Origin of the sequence: Bradyrhizobium sp. HKCCYLRH2015, from assembly GCF_051168215.1 — a bacterium.
Classification (GTDB): domain Bacteria; phylum Pseudomonadota; class Alphaproteobacteria; order Rhizobiales; family Xanthobacteraceae; genus Bradyrhizobium.
Map to the genome: position 1 here is coordinate 372,303 of NZ_JBNPUO010000009.1, position 17,541 is coordinate 389,843.

Sequence of the window (17,541 nt, forward strand, 5' to 3'; positions counted from 1 at the left end):
ACGCCGTTGTTTGTTCCGGCTCTGCCGGCCGGTCCGCCTATCTGCAATCAATCCAGGGCGGCCGTCAATCATGCCGGACGGCGGAGCGGTGGAGCGGTCCTGTGCGCTGCAATGCCGCAAGGAGTGAGGTCGTCGCGCACGCGCGCGGGATGCTCGGCCGTTCAGGCCTTGGCGGTCTTTTGCTCCTCGTGCGCAGCCTCCCACACCTCGCGCGCGGCGTCCGCATTCATGAGCGCGATACCGACACCCACGATCAGGTCCGGCCAGATCGAGGGCCACACAAAGGCGGTCACGAGACCGACCGCGATGATCGCGATGTTGGCGAAGGCGTCGTTGCGTGCGGACAGGAAGGCGGCGCGGGTGAGGCTGCCCTGGTGGTCCCTGACCCGCGCCAGGATCAACGCGCAGCCGAGATTGACGATCAGCGCGCCGAGGCCGGTCACGGTGAGCGGCAGCGGTGCGGGTGCGATCGGCGTGAAGAACTTCTCGCCGGCGGTCCACAGTCCGGCGACCGCGGGCGCCAGCAGGATCAGCGCCAGCGCCTTGCCGAGCAGCGCCCGCTGCGGCGCGCTCCAGCGCAGCGCCAGCGCAATCAGGATGTTGACCGAGGCATCCTCCAGAAAGTCGACGCTGTCGGCAAACAGCGACACCGAGCCGATCGCCAGCGCCACGGCGAACTCGATGCCGAAATAGCCGAGATTGAGCGCGGCAACGACAAGCACGGCGCGGCGAACGATGGTTGTCGCGTCCATCAGGCGTCCTCAATCATCGAGAGCCGCGAGCCGCTCCGCCTCGGCGAGGTCGAGCGCGGTATTGGCATTGAAGAACGGATCCAGCGGAACCGACGGCCAGCTCACGGTCGCGACCTTGTAGCGCGCCGTGAAGCGGGTGACCTTCCGGATGTCCTCCGCGACCAGGGCGTGCCGGAGATCCTCGCGCAGCCCGACCGGCCACAGCCCGATCACCGGATGGGTCTGTCCGCCGGACGCCGCCACCGCCAGTTCGGCCTGCTCCGCCGCCCGCGCTGTCGCCAGCCGCGCGACCAGATCGCGCGGCAGGAAGGGGCAGTCGCCGGCGGCGCTCAGCATCCAACGTGCCTCCGGCATATGCGCCGCAACCCAGTCGAGCCCGGCGAGAATGCCGGCGAGCGGGCCCGGGAAGCCGGCGACGCCATCCGGCACGACGGCCAGGCCGTTGCCCGCGAAGCGCGCGGGGTCGCCGTTGGCATTGAGGATCAGCCGGCTGCACTGCGGCGCCAGCCGCGCGATCACGCGCTCCAGGATGGTGCGGCCGTCGACCATGCGCAACGGCTTGTCGCCGCCGCCCATCCGCTGCGCGCGACCGCCGGCGAGCAGCACGCCGGGGATCGAAGTCGAGGTCATGGCTGTCATCGCGGGCTCGTTACCACGACTGCTGCCAGGGCGTCAGCGTCGGCCCGCGCGCGATCCACCATTTGCGCCTGCGCGGCGGCCGTACCGGCATGCCCCTCGCTGACGAGCCCTTGCCTGGTCCGCGCGGCTGCTGGCATGACATCGCCAAGAGTGGACATGGCGTTCCACGGGGCCTTCGGGCCATCGATCGATCCCGCGCTCCTGGCTGTGCAAGAGCGCCGGGAGCCTTTCTGGAGACCGCGATGAAAGTCATCGGCCTCGCCGGCTGGAGCGGCGCCGGCAAGACCACGCTGCTGACGCGGCTGATTCCTCATCTCAGGGGGCAGGGACTGCGCGTCTCGGTGATCAAGCACGCCCATCACAAGTTCGACGTCGACGTCCCGGGCAAGGATTCGTGGCGGCATCGCGAGGCCGGGGCCGAGGAGGTTCTCGTCGCGTCGGGCACGCGCTGGGCGCTGATGCACGAGCTGCGCGGCGCAAGGGAGCCGGCCCTCGCGGAGCTGCTGGCGAGATTGTCTCCCGTCGATCTGGTCGTCATCGAAGGGTACAAGGCCGGCCCGCATCGCCGCATCGAGGTGCATCGCACAGCCAATGGCAAGCCGCTGCTGTTTCCCGACGATCCGGGCATTGTCGGGCTCGTCAGCGACGGCGATGCCGAGACGGCGTTGCCGCGCGCGCATCTCGACGATATCCCGGCGGTCGCGGCACTCGTCCAACATCTGGCGATGCCGCGGGCGGACGTTCTCGCGCTGGGCGACAAACCTGGTGTTCCATGATGGAACTCGCGAGTTCGCACCCGCATCTTCTGGCATTCATGGAACCCAGTTCCGGGTTCCATGGGATGATGCGGCCCCGGTTGACGTGCCGGAACCGCTTCTCCATGGTCGCGCGCATGATGATGACGAGGCTGGATCTGACGGGCCTGAAGTGCCCATTGCCGGTGCTGAAGACCCGGAAGGCGCTGCAGACGCTCAAGGCGGGAGAGCGGCTCGAAGTGTGCTGTACCGACCCGCTCGCGGTGATCGACATCCCGAACCTGGTGCGGGAGACCGGGGATCGGGTCGAGAGCGTCGATCGCACCGAGCGCGGCATTCTGTTTCGGATCGAGAAGGCCGCGGAACCGGCCGGATGATCCGCGCGGCGACGACATCCTCTGCTGCTGGTTGCTCGAACTACGTAGTTCGCGCGATGTCTCGGCGCGTCGATGTGTCAAGGGATCGTGCTGCTTCCTATCGTCGCAGGGGCGCCAACCCGAGCTCACAACAATGCCGCGTTCTCAGTCCAGGCTTGCGATGCTGTTGCCAGGCAAGGACAAGTTGTTCCTTCTTCACGTTTCCGCGAGCGCGCGCATGCGGCGTCGAGCCGTGTCCGTCGCTGATGGTCCGCACATCTCATTAGTTGATTCCATCAGGGATGGCCGTGACGCGTCGGGAAAGTAATCGAGAGCAACATGACTACAGCCGTGAGTGGCGGTCGCGTTCGTTGCACGTGAATTTGTGTGTTTGTTAGCAACACATTCGCGCTGCAGTGCGATCAATCCACCAAGATTGACCGATTATTACCATTTTACTATCGACAATTTGCCTCGGTTCTGCACCAATTGGGGCGCTTCCGCGGAGGTTGCGGGGGGCGAGTCATGCCCGCTGGGGAGCGGGCCAGGCAGAACAGCGGCACAAGCAAGAATGGTGACGGCATAACGTCTCGGGTGGGGTGTTATGCGCATCGAGGCAGTGATGAGCGTTTGTGCGTTGCAGGACTGCTCTGGTACGCGATAGCGGGCGGGGTGAGTGGGCGTATTGATTCTGATCAAGGGGACAGAACATGACGTTGTTGCGTTGGGCGAGAGTCCGTAGGGGAGGAATGCATGGCTACCATTGAAAGCGCGGGCACGCTCCCGGGCGCGCAGGCGGGAATCTTCGATCGTGAGCACACGGTCGCCAAGGCCGGGTTCAACCGCTGGCTGGTTCCTCCGGCTGCGCTGTGCATCCATCTGTGCATCGGCATGGCCTATGGCTTCTCGGTGTTCTGGCTGCCGCTGTCACGCGCGATCGGCGTGACCAAGACCCAGGCCTGTCCGGACATGTCCCTGGTGCAGGAGCTGTTCACGACGAGCTGCGACTGGAAGGTCGCGAGCCTCGGCTGGATGTACACCCTGTTCTTCGTGCTGCTCGGCGCCTCCGCGGCGATCTGGGGCGGCTGGCTCGAACGGGCCGGACCGCGCAAGGCGGGCGCCGTCGCGGCCTGCTGCTGGGGCGGCGGCCTGCTGTTCGCAGCGCTCGGCATCTACGTGCATCAGCTCTGGATGATGTGGCTCGGTGCCGGCGTCATCGGCGGCATCGGCCTCGGCCTCGGCTACATCTCGCCGGTGTCGACCCTGGTGAAATGGTTCCCGGACCGGCGCGGCATGGCGACCGGCATGGCGATCATGGGCTTCGGCGGCGGCGCGATGATCGGCGCCCCGCTCGCCAACCTGCTGATGAACTACTTCAAGACCCCGACCTCGGTCGGTGTCTGGGAGACCTTCGTCACGATGGGCGTGATCTATTTCGTGTTCATGATGATCGGCGCCTTCGCCTATCGCGTCGCTCCGGTCGGCTGGCAGCCCGAGGGCTGGACGCCGCCGGCAGTGAAGAAGGCGATGATCTCGGAGCACCATGTGCATCTCGACAACGCGCACAAGACTCCGCAGTTCTGGCTGGTCTGGTGGGTGCTCTGCTTGAACGTGTCGGCAGGCATCGGCGTGATCGGCATGGCCTCGCCGATGCTGCAGGAGATCTTCGCCGGCAAGCTGATCGGTTTGCCCGACGTCAGCTTCAACCAGCTCGACGCCACCCAGAAGGCGGCGATTGCGGGCATCGCGGCAGGCTTTGCCGGCCTGCTGTCGCTGTTCAACATTGGCGGCAGGTTCTTCTGGGCGTCGCTGTCGGACCACATCGGCCGCAAGAACACCTATTACTGCTTCTTCCTGATCGGCATCGTGCTCTATGCGCTGGCGCCGACCTTCGCAGCGATGGGTTCGAAGCTGCTGTTCGTGGCGGCCTTCGCCATCATCCTCTCGATGTATGGTGGCGGCTTCGCGACGGTCCCGGCCTATCTGGCCGACCTGTTCGGCACCCAGTTCGTGGGCGCCATCCACGGCCGTCTGCTGACGGCCTGGGCCACGGCCGGCATCATCGGTCCGGTGGTCGTCAACTACATCCGCGAGTTCCAGCTCGCCGCCGGCGTGCCGCGCGACCAGCTGTACAACACGACGATGTATATTCTCTGCGCCATGCTCCTGGCCGGCCTGATCTGCAACTTCCTGATCAAGCCCGTCGATGACAAGTGGAACATGAGCGCGGACGACGTCGCGAAGTACCAGGCGGAGCTCGCCAAGAACGAGTCGGCGATCCAGCACGGGTCGTTCGGCATCGGCAAGGGTGGCCTCGACGTCAAGGCCGGCTTGTTCTGGGCCTTCGTCGGCGTGCCGCTGGCATGGGGTGTCTGGAAGACGCTGGAAAGCGCGGTCAAGATCTTCTGATCCGAACCGGATCGGAGCGTGCGGGGCGGCCGGTTCGGCCGCCCCGTTTTTTTTGGGCGACTTATGCTTTTCCTATGAGAGATGAAGTCAGCCCGTCTCGCATTCCTACGGCGAGGGGCTCCATCTTCCGCTTTGCCGGCCGGATGTCGCGCCGGCCTTGGCGGAGAATGAACATGAGCTCGGTCGAACCGTTTCGCGACGTCCGTGGCGCTTACGTCGCCTGGGCCCTGCGGCCTTCGCGCCTGATCAAGACGCTGCGCAAGACTGTCAGGGCCATCCGTGCGGCGATTGCCGTAGCCAAGCTCCGGCGCCTGCGCAACGAGTTGCTCTTCCGGCGCGGCTCTGGAGCGACGATCGAACTCGACGCCAGGCATCGGCCGCAAGCGCCTTTGCTTCTCGGCGACAAATGGGACTTCTGAGGCCTTCGGCCTGCGGATCGCCCTCTCAAAGCTGTGCTGCGTGCTTCGGAGACGTCGCGGCAGACGAGGCGCTCAGCCGCGCCATCGCTTGTCCGATCATTGTCTTCGCCGCCCCGTCAAGCTCGGTCAACGGCAAGCGCACACCGGCCGCAACAAGGCCCTGCAGGCTCAGGGCATATTTCAATGCCGCCGGCGCATCGCGATTGAACGCCTCGATCAGCGGCAGCAACCTGCCGTGCAGCCGTCGTGCCGCGCGCCAGCGCGCGCGCTGGCAGGTGGCGAACAGCACGTTGCAGAGCTCCGGCGCGACGTTGGCCGCCAGCGAGAAGCAGCCATCGCCACCAGCGGCCGCGAACGGCACCGCCGCCATATCGTCGCCCGACAACAGGCGAAAGCCGGGTGGCGTCAGTGATCGCAGATGAACGGCGCGCGCGGTATCACCGGTGCTGTCGCGCAAGCCGACGAATTGCGCCCATCGCGACAGGCGGATCAGCGTCTCGTCCGGCAGCGCGCGCCCCGTGCGCGAGGGGCAATCATGCAGGATGACCGGCAGTGTGGTTGAGTCTCCGACCGCGCGGAAGTGCGCGTAGATGCCCTCTGCCGTAGGCCGGTTGTAGTAGGGGACCACCGACATGATCGCATCGGCGCCCGCGGCCGCCGCCTGCCGGGTGTTTTGCACGGCCTGGAGCGTCGCGTTGGAGCCCGCGCCGGCAATGACGCGAACCCGATTGCAGGCCGCGGTCACAGCCGCGCGAATGACCGCTTCGCGCTCCGCTGCCGTCAGCGTGGACGCTTCACCCGCGGTCTCGCAGACCAGGATCGCACTGGCGCCGGCTTCGATCTGCCGCTCGCACAATCGGGCGAGTGCGGCGATGTCGACTGCGCCGGTCGCATCGAACGGCGTCGGAATGTCTGCGATCGTGCCGGTCAGCCATCGTGCGGCAGGTCCACGCGGCGGCGTCGGGGCGGCACTCATGCGATCGGCCGCCGGCTGCTGCCAAACAACAGTCCGACGGGCGCGAAGCGTCCGTTGGTGTCGAGCTCGATCGTGCGCGACAGCTCGACGATCGTCTCCGGATGATGGCCATTCTCGAACAGTGCATATTTCATCGCTTCGGCGCGGCTGACGAACAGGCCGCCATAGAGGCCGTTCTGCTCCTGGGCAACCCATTGGCCGCAGCTATTCCGACCGATGAGGACGAGGGCGGCAGCAGGCTTGTGACACGACGGAGGTTCGACGAGCTTCATGGACGTGGTCCTTCTGGTTCAAGCGCGCATCTCGTGAGATGACGTTGCGTTGGTTCATCGAATATCGCGGTGTACGGATAGGAATTCGAGGCGGCCGAGCGGTCGACGTCATAGGCGCCGCGTAGGCACGCGCCGGTCAGGATTCCGAGAGCTGGTTGAGTGCCATGACGCCGCAGTAGAGCGAGAGATAGCCGACCATCTCGTCCCAATGATTGAGGCTTGCGTTGAAGACGCGCTCACGGCGCAGCGTGGCGAGCACGGCACATAGGATGACGGTCATCCAGAGCAGGGCAGCGAGGCTGCGCCCGAAGCCGATGCTGCCGAACGTCGCGAACAGAACGAGGATCGCGGTTCGCAGCCCGAAGCGAAGCAATACTCTGGCCGGGGACAGCTCCACGGGCTCGCCGGCCGGGAGGATCATCGCCGCGCTCTCGTCCTCTCAGAAATTGTCGCAGCAGAGCAGGGTTGCGAGCACGGGCTCGGCGGAGCGTTCTCCGGAGACGGGCAGCGTCGGCTCGAGGCGACGCGCCTCGGCGGCTGCGTGGAGAATGGCGAGGGCGAGATCGGTGTGTCTGGCCTCGGCGCAATGGTCGAGCCAGTCCGGCAACTCGCGTCGTTGTGAGAGCGCGCAGTGCCATTCGCCGTCATCATAGGCGAGGCGGCGAAGCGACCATCGCGGCAATTGCAGCGCGATCAGCTCCAGCGCGGCATCGATCCGGGCCTCCGCCTGCATCATCCGGCCGATCCGGATCCGGCGCCGTCCGCGCGCCGACAGCGGCGAGACGCCATCGTCCTCGCCGAGAAGGTCGGTCAGCAGCGCGGCTGTTTCCTGCGCGGCCTGCCGTGGCTCGGCGAAATCTCGGGGTGTCGTGACCGGCATGATGATGCTCCGTCGTGATTGAGCGACGGCCCGCACCGGGCCGTGCCAACAATCTGGCGGCAGCGGCCGTAGGAATGCGAGACGGGCGAGGCCAGGAAGAAATAAGCGGCGCATAAGCGTGCGGCGCCACCGTGGGCGCTCCCTATGCAGCGGCGCTCATCGTCGGCCGGCTTCGGCCGCGGAATGCCGCGATCTTTATGAGATTCCTATAACTTTGCCGGCGGCGCGGTCTCGAAAACCTATGGTTCCGAATGCCATCTGTGCCGATGCAACGGACCGCGGGGCGCAGACCCTACGCGTTGCGCGCCTCGCGCGCATGAGGAGCACACCATGCTGGACATCCTGATGCTGGCGCTGGCCGCCGGCTTATTCGCCCTGGCGATCGGCTACACCTACGCCTGCGAGCGGCTCTAGGAGACGAGCCATGATCTTCGACTATTCGCTCGCCGGCGCGGTGTCGCTCGGCCTTCTGATCTACCTCACCTACGCGCTGTTGCGGCCCGAGCGGTTCTGACCGCCACCGTCGCACCTTCAAGGACAACATCCCCATGACCGTGATCGGCTGGATCCAGATCCTGCTCTACTGCGCCGTCATCGTCGCGCTCGCCAAGCCGCTCGGCTGGTACATGACGCGCGTCTTCAATGGCGAGCGCACCTTGCTGTCGCCGGTGCTGCGGCCGGTGGAGGCCGCGATCTACTGGATCGGCGGCGTCGACGAGCGCCGCGAGCAGCATTGGCTGACCTACACGGTCGCAATGCTGCTGTTCCATGTCGGCGGCTTCCTGATCATCTACAGCGTGATGCGGCTGCAGGCCGTGCTGCCGTTCAATCCCGCCGGACAGTCCGCGGTTGCCGAGGATCTCTCCTTCAACACCGCGATCAGCTTCCTGACCAACACCAACTGGCAGAACTACGGTGGCGAGAGCACGCTCTCTTATCTCGTCCAGATGCTCGGGCTCACGCACCAGAACTTCCTGTCGGCCGCGACGGGCATCGTGCTCGCGATCGCGCTGATCCGCGGCTTTTCACGGGCCTCGGCGCGGACCGTCGGCAATTTCTGGGTGGACGTCACGCGCTGTACCCTCTACGTGCTGCTGCCGCTCTGTATCATCTACACGCTGTTCCTGGTGTCCCAGGGCATGCCGCAGACGCTCGGGCCCTATGTCGAGGCGACCACGCTGGAAGGGGCGAAGCAGACCATCGCGGTCGGCCCGGTGGCCTCGCAGGTCGCGATCAAGATGCTCGGCACCAATGGCGGCGGCTTCTTCAATGCCAACGCCGCGCATCCGTTCGAGAACCCGACCGCGCTGTCGAACTTCATCCAGATGCTCTCGATCTTCGCGCTCGGCGCCGCCCTGACCAACGTATTCGGCCGCATGGTCGGCAACCAGCGCCAGGGCTGGGCGCTCCTCGCCGTGATGGGCGCGCTGTTCATCGCCGGCGTCGCCATCACCTACTGGGCCGAGGCCAACGGTACGACCACGCTGAACGCGCTGGGACTGACCGGCGGCAACATGGAAGGCAAGGAGGTCCGCTTCGGCATCGTCGCGTCGTCACTGTTCGCGGTGATCACGACGGCCGCCTCCTGCGGCGCGGTCAATGCCATGCATGACAGCTTCACCGCGCTTGGCGGCATGATCCCGCTGGTGAACATCGAGCTTGGCGAAATCATCGTCGGCGGTGTCGGCGCAGGCATGTACGGCATGCTGCTGTTCGTCGTGCTCGCGATCTTCGTCGCGGGCCTGATGGTCGGTCGCACGCCGGAATACGTCGGCAAGAAGATCGAGGCCCGCGAGGTCAAGATGGCGATGCTGGCGATCCTGATCCTGCCGCTGATGATCCTGGGTTGGACCGCGGTCGCCGTGGTGCTGCCCTCCGCCGTGGCGTCGATGGCCAATGCCGGCCCGCACGGCTTCACCGAGGTGCTCTATGCCTACACCTCGGCCACCGGCAACAACGGCTCGGCGTTCGCAGGCCTGACCGGCAACACCTTCTTCTACAATCTGACGCTCGCCTCTTCGATGTTCGTCGGCCGCTTCTTCATGATCATCCCGGCGATGGCGATCGCCGGCTCGCTCGCGCAGAAGAAGTCGATCCCGCCCTCGGCCGGCACGTTCCCGACCACCGGCGGCCTGTTCGTCGGCCTCGTCGTCGTCGTCATCCTGATCATCGGCGGCCTCACCTTCTTCCCGGCTCTCGCCCTCGGTCCGATCGTCGAGCATCTCGCGATGACCGCCGGCACCGTGTTCTGATTTCGGAGCGACCTCCATGGACACCATCAAACTGCAGAAGCGCTCGTCGATGTCGACGATGCTCGACCCGAAGATCGTGCTGCCGGCCATCAAGGCCGCGGTGGTCAAGCTCGACCCGCGGCTGATGATCAGGAACCCCGTGATGTTCGTGGTCGAGGTCGTCGCGGCGCTCACCACGGTGATCTTCCTGCGCGACGTCGCGACCGGCGGCGCGAATCTCGGCTTCACCTTCCAGATCATTCTCTGGCTGTGGTTCACCGTGCTGTTCGCCAATTTCGCCGAAGCCGTCGCCGAAGGCCGCGGCAAGGCGCAGGCGGATTCGCTGCGTAAGACGCGCACCGAGAGCCAGGCCAAGCTGCTGACGGGCACGAACCCGGCCGACCACACCTACAAGCTCGTGCCCGGAACCAGCCTGAAGGTCGGCGACCTCGTGCTGGTCGAGGCCGGCGACACGATCCCTTCCGATGGCGAGGTGATCGAGGGCGTCGCCTCGGTCAACGAGGCTGCGATCACCGGCGAGTCGGCCCCCGTCATCCGCGAATCCGGCGGCGACCGCTCGGCGGTGACCGGCGGCACGCAGGTGCTGTCGGACTGGATCCGCGTCAGGATCACCGCGGCCCAGGGCTCGACCTTCATCGACCGCATGATCAAGCTGGTCGAGGGAGCCGAGCGACAGAAGACGCCGAACGAGATCGCGCTCAACATCCTGCTCGCCGGCCTCACCATCATCTTCGTGTTCGCGACGGTGACGATCCCGAGCTACGCGGCCTATGCCGGCGGCTCGATTTCGGTGGTGGTGCTGGTGGCGCTGTTCGTGACCTTGATCCCGACCACGATCGGCGCGCTGCTGTCGGCGATCGGCATCGCCGGCATGGACCGCCTGGTGCGCTTCAACGTGCTGGCGATGTCCGGCCGCGCGGTCGAGGCCGCCGGCGACGTCGATACGCTGCTGCTCGACAAGACCGGCACCATCACGCTTGGCAATCGCCAGGCGACTGCGTTCCGTCCCGTTCGGGGCGTCAGCGAGCAGGAGCTGGCTGACGCGGCGCAGCTCGCCTCGCTCGCCGACGAGACGCCCGAGGGACGTTCCATCGTGGTGCTGGCAAAGGAGAAGTATGGCATCCGCGGCCGCGACATGGCCGAGCTCGGCGCCACCTTCGTGCCGTTCACGGCGCAGACCCGCATGAGCGGCGTCGATGCCGGCGGTTCCTCGGTGCGCAAGGGCGCGGTCGACGCCATCCTCAACTCCATCGGCGGCGGCGGCCCGACCCAGCCCGTCTCCGGCAACACGGCGCGCGCGGTCCAGCCGGTCGAGAGCGAGCTTGTCCGCGAGATCCGTGCAATCTCCGACGACATCGCCAAATCCGGCGGCACGCCGCTCGCGGTCGCCAGGGACGGGCGCCTGCTCGGCGTCATCCAGCTCAAGGATATCGTCAAGGGCGGCATCCGCGAACGTTTCGCCGAGCTGCGCCGGATGGGCATCCGCACCATCATGATCACCGGCGACAACCCGATGACCGCGGCGGCGATCGCCGCCGAAGCCGGCGTCGACGATTTCCTGGCGCAGGCGACCCCCGAGGACAAGCTCAAGCTGATCCGCGACGAGCAGGCCAAGGGCAAGCTGGTCGCCATGTGCGGCGACGGCACCAACGACGCGCCGGCGCTGGCGCAAGCCGATGTCGGCGTCGCCATGAACACCGGCACGCAGGCCGCGCGCGAGGCCGGCAACATGGTCGATCTCGATTCCAACCCGACCAAGCTGATCGAGGTGGTGGAGATCGGCAAGCAGCTCTTGATGACGCGCGGCGCGCTGACGACGTTCTCGATCGCCAACGACGTCGCCAAATATTTCGCGATCATCCCGGCGATGTTCCTGGCGTTCTACCCGCAGCTCAACGTGCTGAACGTCATGAACCTCGCGAGCCCGCAGAGCGCGATCCTGTCGGCGATCATCTTCAACGCGCTCGTCATCATCGCGCTGATCCCGCTGGCGCTGAAGGGCGTCGCCTACCGCGCCATCGGCGCCGGCGCGCTGCTCGGCCGCAACCTGATGATCTATGGCTTGGGCGGCATCATCATCCCCTTCATCGGCATCAAGGCAATCGACCTGATCGTGACCGCCTTGCACCTGGCTTGAACCACCACCGGCGTCATTGCGAGCGAAGCGACGCAATCCAGAGTCCCGTACACAGCCCTGGATTGCTTCGTCGCTTCGCTCCTCGCAATGACGCCGCGACACAGGAGATCTCCCATGCTCAAAGAAATCCGTCCCGCCATCCTGGTCCTGCTCGCGCTGACCTTGATCACCGGGCTGCTGTATCCGCTCGCCATGACCGTCGTCGCCGGCACCATCTTCCCGGCGCAGGCCGAAGGCAGTCTGATCACGCGCAACGGCCAGGTGATCGGCTCGGCGCTGATCGGGCAGGAATTCAAGGACGACAAATATTTCCACGGCCGTCCGTCGGCGACCTCGGCCGCCGATCCGAACGATGCGACCAAGACGGTGCCGGCGCCCTATAACGCCGCCAACTCCTCCGGCTCCAATCTCGGCCCGACCAGCAAGGCGCTGGCCGACCGCGTCAAGGAGGATGTTGACAGGCTGAAGGCGGAGAATCCTGGGCAGGCCGTGCCGGTCGATCTGGTGACGACCTCGGCGAGCGGGCTCGATCCGGACATCTCGCCGGAGGCGGCGCTGTTCCAGGTGCCGCGGGTGGCCAAGGCGCGTGGCTTGCCGGAGGCCAGCGTTCAGGGCCTGATCGCCCAGCAGACTAAGGGCCGTCTGCTCGGACTGCTCGGCGAACCCCGCGTTAACGTGCTTGCGCTCAATCTGGCGCTCGACGCTGCCAAGCCGTAGTGAGGCCTTAGAGGTCCCGGCCTTGGCGCCGAAGCTCCTCCGTCTATAATGCCGCATGGCCAGTCAACGCCGCGATCCTGATCAACGTCCCTCGCCGGAAGCCCTGCTCGAAGCGGCCCGGCGGGAGGACAGTCCTGCCGGCAAGCTCAAGATCTTCGTCGGCGCCGCCCCCGGCGTCGGCAAGACCTATGAAATGCTGTCGAGCGCGCATGCCAAGCTGAAGGCCGGCGTCGATGTCGTCATCGGCTTCGTCGAGACGCATGGCCGCGCCGAGACCGAGGCGCTGGTCCGCGGCCTGGAGGTCGTCCCGCGCAAACGTATTTCCTACAAGGACCAGATCGTCGAAGAGATGGATCTGGATGCCGTGATTGCGCGCCGTCCCAAGCTCGCCATCGTCGACGAGCTCGCGCACACCAATGCTGTCGGCAGCCGCCACCCCAAGCGCTATCTCGACGTCGAGGAGCTGCTGTCGCACGGCATCGATGTCTACACGGCGGTCAACGTCCAGCACATCGAGAGCCTCAACGACGTCGTCGCCCAGATCACCCATGTGCGCGTGCGCGAGACCGTGCCGGATTCGATCCTCGACCGCGCCGACGCCATCGAGCTGATCGACCTTACGCCCGACGACCTGATCCAGCGCCTGAAGGAGGGCAAGGTCTATGTGCCCAAGCAGGCGGAGCGGGCGCTGGAGCATTATTTCTCGCCCGGCAACCTGACCGCGCTGCGCGAACTCGCGCTGCGTCGGACGGCCGAGCGCGTCGACGAGCAACTGCTCACTCACATGCAGGCCAACGCCATTGCGGGGCCCTGGGCGGCCGGCGAGCGGATCCTCGTCTGCGTGTCGGAGGATCCGCGGGCGACAGGGCTGGTGCGCTACACCAAGCGGCTCGCCGACCGTGTCCATGCGCCGTGGACCGCCGTGACCATCGAGACCCGGCGCAATCTGCAGCTCAGTGACAGGCAGCGCGACCGGCTCGCCGATACGCTGCGGTTGGCCGAGACCCTCGGCGGCGAGGCGCTGACGATTCCGGGCGTCGGCCGGCGTATCGCCGATGACCTCATCGGCTTCGCGCAGGCCAACAACGTCACCCAGATCATCATCGGCAAGTCGAGCCGCTCGCGCCTGTTCGAGATCATCAGGGGCTCGGTGGTGCATGACCTGGTCAGGCGCGCCGGCAACATCAGCATCCACGTCATCGCCGGCGAGGAGGCGCCCGACACCGCGGATAGCTCGGTGCAGACGCGGCCGCGCAGCGAGCCGCTGCAGCCGAAGCCCTATGTGATGGCGCTGCTGATCACGGCTGTCGGCCTTGGCCTCGCCGAGCTGATCCAGCCCGTCTTCGGCATCGAGAACGTCGATCTCGTGTTCCTCACGGCGGTGGTCGGCGTCGCCGCACGCTACGGCCTGGGACCGTCGCTGCTGGCGAGCCTCGCCGCCTCGCTCTGCTACAACTTCTTCTTCCTCCCGCCGCTGTATACGTTCACGATCACCGATCCGACCAACATCGGCGCGTTCTTCTTCTTCATGCTGATCGCGATCCTGGTGTCCAACGTCGCCGCGCGCGTTCGCGTTCAGGCTGACGCCGCCACCCACCGCGTCCGGACCACCGAGCAGCTCTATGCCTTCAGCCGCAAGCTTGCGGGCACCGCGACCCTCGATGACGTGCTGTGGGCCACGGCCTATCAGGCGGCGTTGATGCTGAAGGTGCGGGTCGTGCTGCTGCTGCCGCAGGACGGCAAGCTCACGGTCATGACTGGCTACCCGCCGGAGGATCAGCTCGACGACGCCGACCTCGCCGCCGCGAGCTGGGCCTGGAGCAACGACCGCGCCGCCGGCCGCGGCTCCGACACGCTGCCGGGAGCCAAGCGGCTGTTCCTGCCGATGCGCACCGGCCGCGGCCTGATCGGCGTCATCGGCATCGACGACGACCGCACCGGGCCGCTGCTGACCCCCGACCAGCGCCGGCTGCTCGACGCCCTGGTCGACCAGGGCGCGCTGGCGATCGAGCGCGTTCTGCTGGTCGAGGACATGGACAAGGTCAAGCGCACCATGGAGCAGGACCGGCTGCGTTCGGCGCTGCTCACCTCGATCTCGCATGATCTGAAGACGCCGCTCGCCTCGGTGCTCGGCGCGGCCTCGACGATGCGCGATCTCGCGGCCAGGCTGTCCGACAAGGAGAAGCTCGACCTGCTCACCACCGTGATCGACGAGTCCGAGCGGCTGAATCGATTCATCGCCAACCTCCTGGACATGACCAAGCTGGAATCCGGCGCGATCGTGCCGAACGCCGCCCTCCACGACGTCGGCGAGATCGTCGGCAGCGCGCTGCGGCGTGCCGGCAAGATCCTCGCCGGTCATCATGTCTCGCTGGTACTGGCGCCCGATCTGCCGATGGTCGAGGTCGACGCGGTGCTGTTCGAGCAGGTGCTGTTCAATCTGCTCGACAACGCCGCCAAATATGCGCCTCCCGAGACCTCGATTGCGATCCGTGCGGCCCGCGACAGCAACTGGATCGTGCTCGAGATCCGTGACGAAGGCGACGGCATTCCCGCCGCGGAGGTCGAGCACGTGTTCGACAAGTTCTATCGCGTGCAGAAGGGCGACCAGGTGCGGCCCGGCACCGGACTTGGGCTTGCGATCTCGCGTGGCTTCATCGAGGCGATGCATGGCCGCATCTTCGCCGGCAACCGTACCGATCGGCGCGGTGCGGTCCTCACCATCCGCCTGCCGGTGCCGGCGCAGGCCAGACCGCTGGATACGGCCGCATGACCGGCGCTCCGATCAAGGTGCTCGTGATCGACGACGAGCCGCCGATCCGCAAGCTGCTGCGGATGGGCCTGACCACGCAGGGCTACGACATTCTCGAGGCCTCCAACGGCAGGAACGCGCTGGAGCTGCTGAGCCAGGAGCCGGCGCTGATCATTCTCGACCTTGGCCTCCCCGACATCGACGGACTCGAGCTGCTGCGAACCATCCGTGGCCGCAACGAGGCCGTGCCGGTCGTGGTGCTGTCCAGCCGCGGCGACGAGGCGGGCAAGGTCCAGGCGCTCGATCTCGGCGCCGACGACTACATCACCAAGCCGTTCGGCATGGATGAATTGCTGGCGCGCCTGCGCGCGGCGCTGCGGCACCAGCTGCAGGTGCAGGGAGAGCGGCCGGTGTTTCGCACCGGCGATCTCTCGGTCGATCTCGTCCGCCGCATCGTCAAGGTCGGCGAGCGCGAGGTCAAGCTGTCGCCGAAGGAGTACGATCTGCTGCGCGTGCTCGTGCAGCACGCCGGCAAGGTGCTGACGCATCGCTTCCTGCTCAAGGAGCTGTGGGACGAATTGACCGACGCGCAATATCTGCGCGTCTATGTGCGCCAGCTCAGGCAGAAGATCGAGGCCGATCCTGAGCGCCCGCAATTCGTGTTGACCGAGACCGGCATCGGCTATCGCTTGCGTGCGCCGGATTAGCGCTTCTTCATGTGAGCCAGTCCCTCAAAGCGGAACCATCGCTCACCCTCGTGATTTCTGTGATATCACAGGGAGACCATGTTGATGGCACGCAAAACACGCAAATATTCCAAGGGCGCGTCCAAGGACGTCGAGCGCGCGATGAAGAAGCGCAAGGCAGGAACGTTGAAGAGCGGCGGCTCGGGCCGCAAGGTCAAGAGCCGCAAGCAGGCGATCGCGATCGGTCTGTCGGAGGCGCGCCGCGAAGGCAAGAAGGTGCCGCCGAAGAAGAGCGCCAAGTCATCGGCGAAGAAGTCCGCCAAGAAGGCGAGCAAGAAAAGCACGAAGAAGACTACCAAGAAAACGACGAAGAAGAAGTCGAAGAAGAAGAGCTGACGAGGCGATCATTCGGGCTACGATCATCGCGCACGCCATGACCCGCAGCCGTCGCAAAATTCTCCGCTGTCGTCCCGGCGAACGCCGGGACCCATAACCCCAGGGAGATGTTATTGCGCGGGATGTTGGACGAGTCTTGTCTTACAATACCCGCCGCAGAGTATGGGTCCCGGCGTTCGCCGGGACGACGGGGCGGTGGTGTGGAGGCCGCTTGCGCCACGCAGGCAGCTGCTGGCCTTCACCCCGCCTTCCTCTGCCGCGCCGCCGACCGATGCGCCTTCTTCGCGGGGCGTCGATGCGCGCTCGTCCGCCGTGACGCCGCACGCGCTGTCTTTTTTCCGCCCTTGCCCAGGCTCTGTTTCAGCGCGTCCATCAGGCTGACGACGTTGTCGGGCCGCTCCGCCGGCTCCGGCAGCTTGATCGGCTTGCCCGAGGCCTTGCGCTTGACCAGCGCCTTCAGCGCCGTCTCGTACTGGTCCTTGAACTCCGACGGCTTGAAGTGCGCGGCCTTGGTCTGCAGGATGTGGCCGGCGAGCTCCACCATGTCCTTGGTAATCTTCGGCGACTTGATGTCGTCGAAGAACTCGGCCTCGTCGCGCAGCTCGTAGGGAAAGCGCAGTGTGGTGCCGAGCATGCCCTTGCCCATCGGCTCGATGGCGATGACGTGCTCGCGGTTGGTCAGCACGATCCGCGCCAGCGCGACGCGATCCTGCTCCTTCATCGCGTCGCGAATGACCGCGAAGGCGTCGACCGCCGCCTTGCCGTCGGGAGCGATGTAATAGGGATGGTTGAGATAGCGCTGGTCGATCTCCTCGCGCGGCACGAAGCTGTCGATATCGATCGTATGGTTACTCTCGATCTGGACCGCCTCCAGCTCCTCCGGCTCCATCTCGACATACTGCCCCTTGGAGAGCTCGTAGCCGCGGCCCTTCTGCTCGCCTTCGACGATGTCGCCGGTCTCAGAGTCGACCATCTGCTGCTTGAGCCGGTTGCCGGTCTCGCGGTTGATCAGATGGAAGCGCGTCTTCTCGACCGAGGTCGACGCCGGATAGAGGACGACGGGGCAACTGACGAGCGAGAGTTTGAGCGAGCCTTTCCAGTAGGCGCGGGGGGCCATCGTGGTCTCCTTGGACAATCCGGACG

18 protein-coding genes are annotated in these 17,541 nt (G+C 66.1%); 11 read left to right on the forward strand and 7 right to left on the reverse strand.

Going from position 1 to position 17,541, the window contains the following annotated elements; translation table 11 throughout:
• Positions 1-161: 161 nt before the first annotated feature.
• Positions 162-752: a cation transporter gene (locus ACQR1H_RS24770; RefSeq protein WP_316177697.1), complete on the reverse strand. Its 591-nt coding sequence runs from the start codon at positions 750-752 to the stop codon at positions 162-164.
• A gap of 9 nt (positions 753-761) precedes the next feature.
• Positions 762-1,391: a molybdenum cofactor guanylyltransferase MobA gene (mobA, locus tag ACQR1H_RS24775; RefSeq protein ID WP_315805411.1), complete on the reverse strand. Its 630-nt coding sequence runs from the start codon at positions 1,389-1,391 to the stop codon at positions 762-764.
• Between the two features lie 242 nt (positions 1,392-1,633).
• Here mobA and mobB point away from each other — a divergent pair, with 242 nt between their 5' ends.
• The 4 genes from mobB (at position 1,634) to ACQR1H_RS24795 (ending at position 5,330) form a co-directional block, all read left to right on the forward strand.
• Positions 1,634-2,167: a molybdopterin-guanine dinucleotide biosynthesis protein B gene (gene mobB / locus ACQR1H_RS24780; protein ID WP_315805412.1), complete on the forward strand. Its 534-nt coding sequence runs from the start codon at positions 1,634-1,636 to the stop codon at positions 2,165-2,167.
• A gap of 116 nt (positions 2,168-2,283) precedes the next feature.
• Positions 2,284-2,523 carry a sulfurtransferase TusA family protein gene (locus ACQR1H_RS24785; protein ID WP_434845642.1) on the forward strand — a complete coding sequence of 80 codons (240 nt, stop codon included), beginning with the start codon at positions 2,284-2,286 and terminating at the stop codon, positions 2,521-2,523.
• A gap of 732 nt (positions 2,524-3,255) precedes the next feature.
• A complete protein-coding gene (locus ACQR1H_RS24790) occupies positions 3,256-4,911 on the forward strand; it encodes an OFA family MFS transporter (protein ID WP_315805413.1) in 1,656 nt (551 codons plus the stop codon).
• 173 nt (positions 4,912-5,084) lie between these two features.
• Positions 5,085-5,330: a hypothetical protein gene (locus ACQR1H_RS24795; RefSeq protein ID WP_316177704.1), complete on the forward strand. Its 246-nt coding sequence runs from the start codon at positions 5,085-5,087 to the stop codon at positions 5,328-5,330.
• A gap of 25 nt (positions 5,331-5,355) precedes the next feature.
• On the opposite strand, the gene dapA is transcribed toward ACQR1H_RS24795, so the two are convergent.
• The 4 genes from dapA to ACQR1H_RS24815 form a co-directional block, all read right to left on the reverse strand.
• A complete protein-coding gene (gene dapA / locus ACQR1H_RS24800) occupies positions 5,356-6,306 on the reverse strand; it encodes a 4-hydroxy-tetrahydrodipicolinate synthase (protein ID WP_316177706.1) in 951 nt (316 codons plus the stop codon).
• A complete protein-coding gene (locus ACQR1H_RS24805) occupies positions 6,303-6,578 on the reverse strand; it encodes a hypothetical protein (protein WP_316177708.1) in 276 nt (91 codons plus the stop codon). Before ACQR1H_RS24805 ends, dapA begins: the two co-directional genes overlap by 4 nt.
• Before the next feature lie 136 nt (positions 6,579-6,714).
• A complete protein-coding gene (locus tag ACQR1H_RS24810) occupies positions 6,715-6,999 on the reverse strand; it encodes a hypothetical protein (RefSeq protein WP_316177710.1) in 285 nt (94 codons plus the stop codon).
• An 18-nt stretch (positions 7,000-7,017) separates the two neighbouring features.
• Positions 7,018-7,458: a hypothetical protein gene (locus ACQR1H_RS24815; RefSeq protein ID WP_316177712.1), complete on the reverse strand. Its 441-nt coding sequence runs from the start codon at positions 7,456-7,458 to the stop codon at positions 7,018-7,020.
• Positions 7,459-7,882: 424 nt separating this feature from the next.
• Between ACQR1H_RS24815 and ACQR1H_RS24820 the strand changes: the two genes are divergently transcribed.
• The 7 genes from ACQR1H_RS24820 (at position 7,883) to ACQR1H_RS24850 (ending at position 16,398) form a co-directional block, all read left to right on the forward strand.
• Positions 7,883-7,972 (forward strand): K(+)-transporting ATPase subunit F, encoded by a 90-nt coding sequence (locus tag ACQR1H_RS24820; protein ID WP_042340291.1) that lies wholly within the window; start codon positions 7,883-7,885, stop codon positions 7,970-7,972.
• 34 nt (positions 7,973-8,006) lie between these two features.
• The gene (gene kdpA, locus ACQR1H_RS24825; protein WP_316217673.1) at positions 8,007-9,710 is read left to right on the forward strand and encodes a potassium-transporting ATPase subunit KdpA; all 1,704 of its coding nucleotides are present in this window, start codon (positions 8,007-8,009) and stop codon (positions 9,708-9,710) included.
• A gap of 16 nt (positions 9,711-9,726) precedes the next feature.
• Positions 9,727-11,847, forward strand: a complete 2,121-nt coding sequence (gene kdpB / locus ACQR1H_RS24830; RefSeq protein ID WP_316217672.1) for a potassium-transporting ATPase subunit KdpB — start codon at positions 9,727-9,729, stop codon at positions 11,845-11,847.
• Between the two features lie 114 nt (positions 11,848-11,961).
• Positions 11,962-12,564: a K(+)-transporting ATPase subunit C gene (locus tag ACQR1H_RS24835; protein WP_315805419.1), complete on the forward strand. Its 603-nt coding sequence runs from the start codon at positions 11,962-11,964 to the stop codon at positions 12,562-12,564.
• 55 nt (positions 12,565-12,619) lie between these two features.
• The gene (locus tag ACQR1H_RS24840) at positions 12,620-15,337 is read left to right on the forward strand and encodes a DUF4118 domain-containing protein (RefSeq protein ID WP_434908326.1); all 2,718 of its coding nucleotides are present in this window, start codon (positions 12,620-12,622) and stop codon (positions 15,335-15,337) included.
• The gene (locus ACQR1H_RS24845; RefSeq protein WP_316239221.1) at positions 15,334-16,023 is read left to right on the forward strand and encodes a response regulator transcription factor; all 690 of its coding nucleotides are present in this window, start codon (positions 15,334-15,336) and stop codon (positions 16,021-16,023) included. The genes ACQR1H_RS24840 and ACQR1H_RS24845 overlap by 4 nt, the downstream gene beginning before the upstream one ends.
• An 84-nt stretch (positions 16,024-16,107) precedes the next feature.
• Complete coding sequence (locus tag ACQR1H_RS24850) at positions 16,108-16,398, forward strand: DUF6496 domain-containing protein (RefSeq protein WP_315805422.1); 291 nt, start codon at positions 16,108-16,110, stop codon at positions 16,396-16,398.
• Positions 16,399-16,636: 238 nt separating this feature from the next.
• On the opposite strand, the gene ACQR1H_RS24855 is transcribed toward ACQR1H_RS24850, so the two are convergent.
• A complete protein-coding gene (locus ACQR1H_RS24855; RefSeq protein ID WP_434908327.1) occupies positions 16,637-17,515 on the reverse strand; it encodes a Ku protein in 879 nt (292 codons plus the stop codon).
• Positions 17,516-17,541: the final 26 nt, after the last annotated feature.

Coding starts and splice junctions, on each gene's coding strand:
- ACQR1H_RS24770 (WP_316177697.1), bottom strand. CDS start 752: ATGGACGCGACAACCATCGTTCGCCGCGCCGTGCTTGTCGTTGCCGCG.
- mobA (WP_315805411.1), bottom strand. CDS start 1,391: ATGACAGCCATGACCTCGACTTCGATCCCCGGCGTGCTGCTCGCCGGC.
- mobB (WP_315805412.1), top strand. CDS start 1,634: ATGAAAGTCATCGGCCTCGCCGGCTGGAGCGGCGCCGGCAAGACCACG.
- ACQR1H_RS24785 (WP_434845642.1), top strand. CDS start 2,284: ATGATGATGACGAGGCTGGATCTGACGGGCCTGAAGTGCCCATTGCCG.
- ACQR1H_RS24790 (WP_315805413.1), top strand. CDS start 3,256: ATGGCTACCATTGAAAGCGCGGGCACGCTCCCGGGCGCGCAGGCGGGA.
- ACQR1H_RS24795 (WP_316177704.1), top strand. CDS start 5,085: ATGAGCTCGGTCGAACCGTTTCGCGACGTCCGTGGCGCTTACGTCGCC.
- dapA (WP_316177706.1), bottom strand. CDS start 6,306: ATGAGTGCCGCCCCGACGCCGCCGCGTGGACCTGCCGCACGATGGCTG.
- ACQR1H_RS24805 (WP_316177708.1), bottom strand. CDS start 6,578: ATGAAGCTCGTCGAACCTCCGTCGTGTCACAAGCCTGCTGCCGCCCTC.
- ACQR1H_RS24810 (WP_316177710.1), bottom strand. CDS start 6,999: ATGATCCTCCCGGCCGGCGAGCCCGTGGAGCTGTCCCCGGCCAGAGTA.
- ACQR1H_RS24815 (WP_316177712.1), bottom strand. CDS start 7,458: ATGCCGGTCACGACACCCCGAGATTTCGCCGAGCCACGGCAGGCCGCG.
- ACQR1H_RS24820 (WP_042340291.1), top strand. CDS start 7,883: ATGATCTTCGACTATTCGCTCGCCGGCGCGGTGTCGCTCGGCCTTCTG.
- kdpA (WP_316217673.1), top strand. CDS start 8,007: ATGACCGTGATCGGCTGGATCCAGATCCTGCTCTACTGCGCCGTCATC.
- kdpB (WP_316217672.1), top strand. CDS start 9,727: ATGGACACCATCAAACTGCAGAAGCGCTCGTCGATGTCGACGATGCTC.
- ACQR1H_RS24835 (WP_315805419.1), top strand. CDS start 11,962: ATGCTCAAAGAAATCCGTCCCGCCATCCTGGTCCTGCTCGCGCTGACC.
- ACQR1H_RS24840 (WP_434908326.1), top strand. CDS start 12,620: ATGGCCAGTCAACGCCGCGATCCTGATCAACGTCCCTCGCCGGAAGCC.
- ACQR1H_RS24845 (WP_316239221.1), top strand. CDS start 15,334: ATGACCGGCGCTCCGATCAAGGTGCTCGTGATCGACGACGAGCCGCCG.
- ACQR1H_RS24850 (WP_315805422.1), top strand. CDS start 16,108: ATGGCACGCAAAACACGCAAATATTCCAAGGGCGCGTCCAAGGACGTC.
- ACQR1H_RS24855 (WP_434908327.1), bottom strand. CDS start 17,515: ATGGCCCCCCGCGCCTACTGGAAAGGCTCGCTCAAACTCTCGCTCGTC.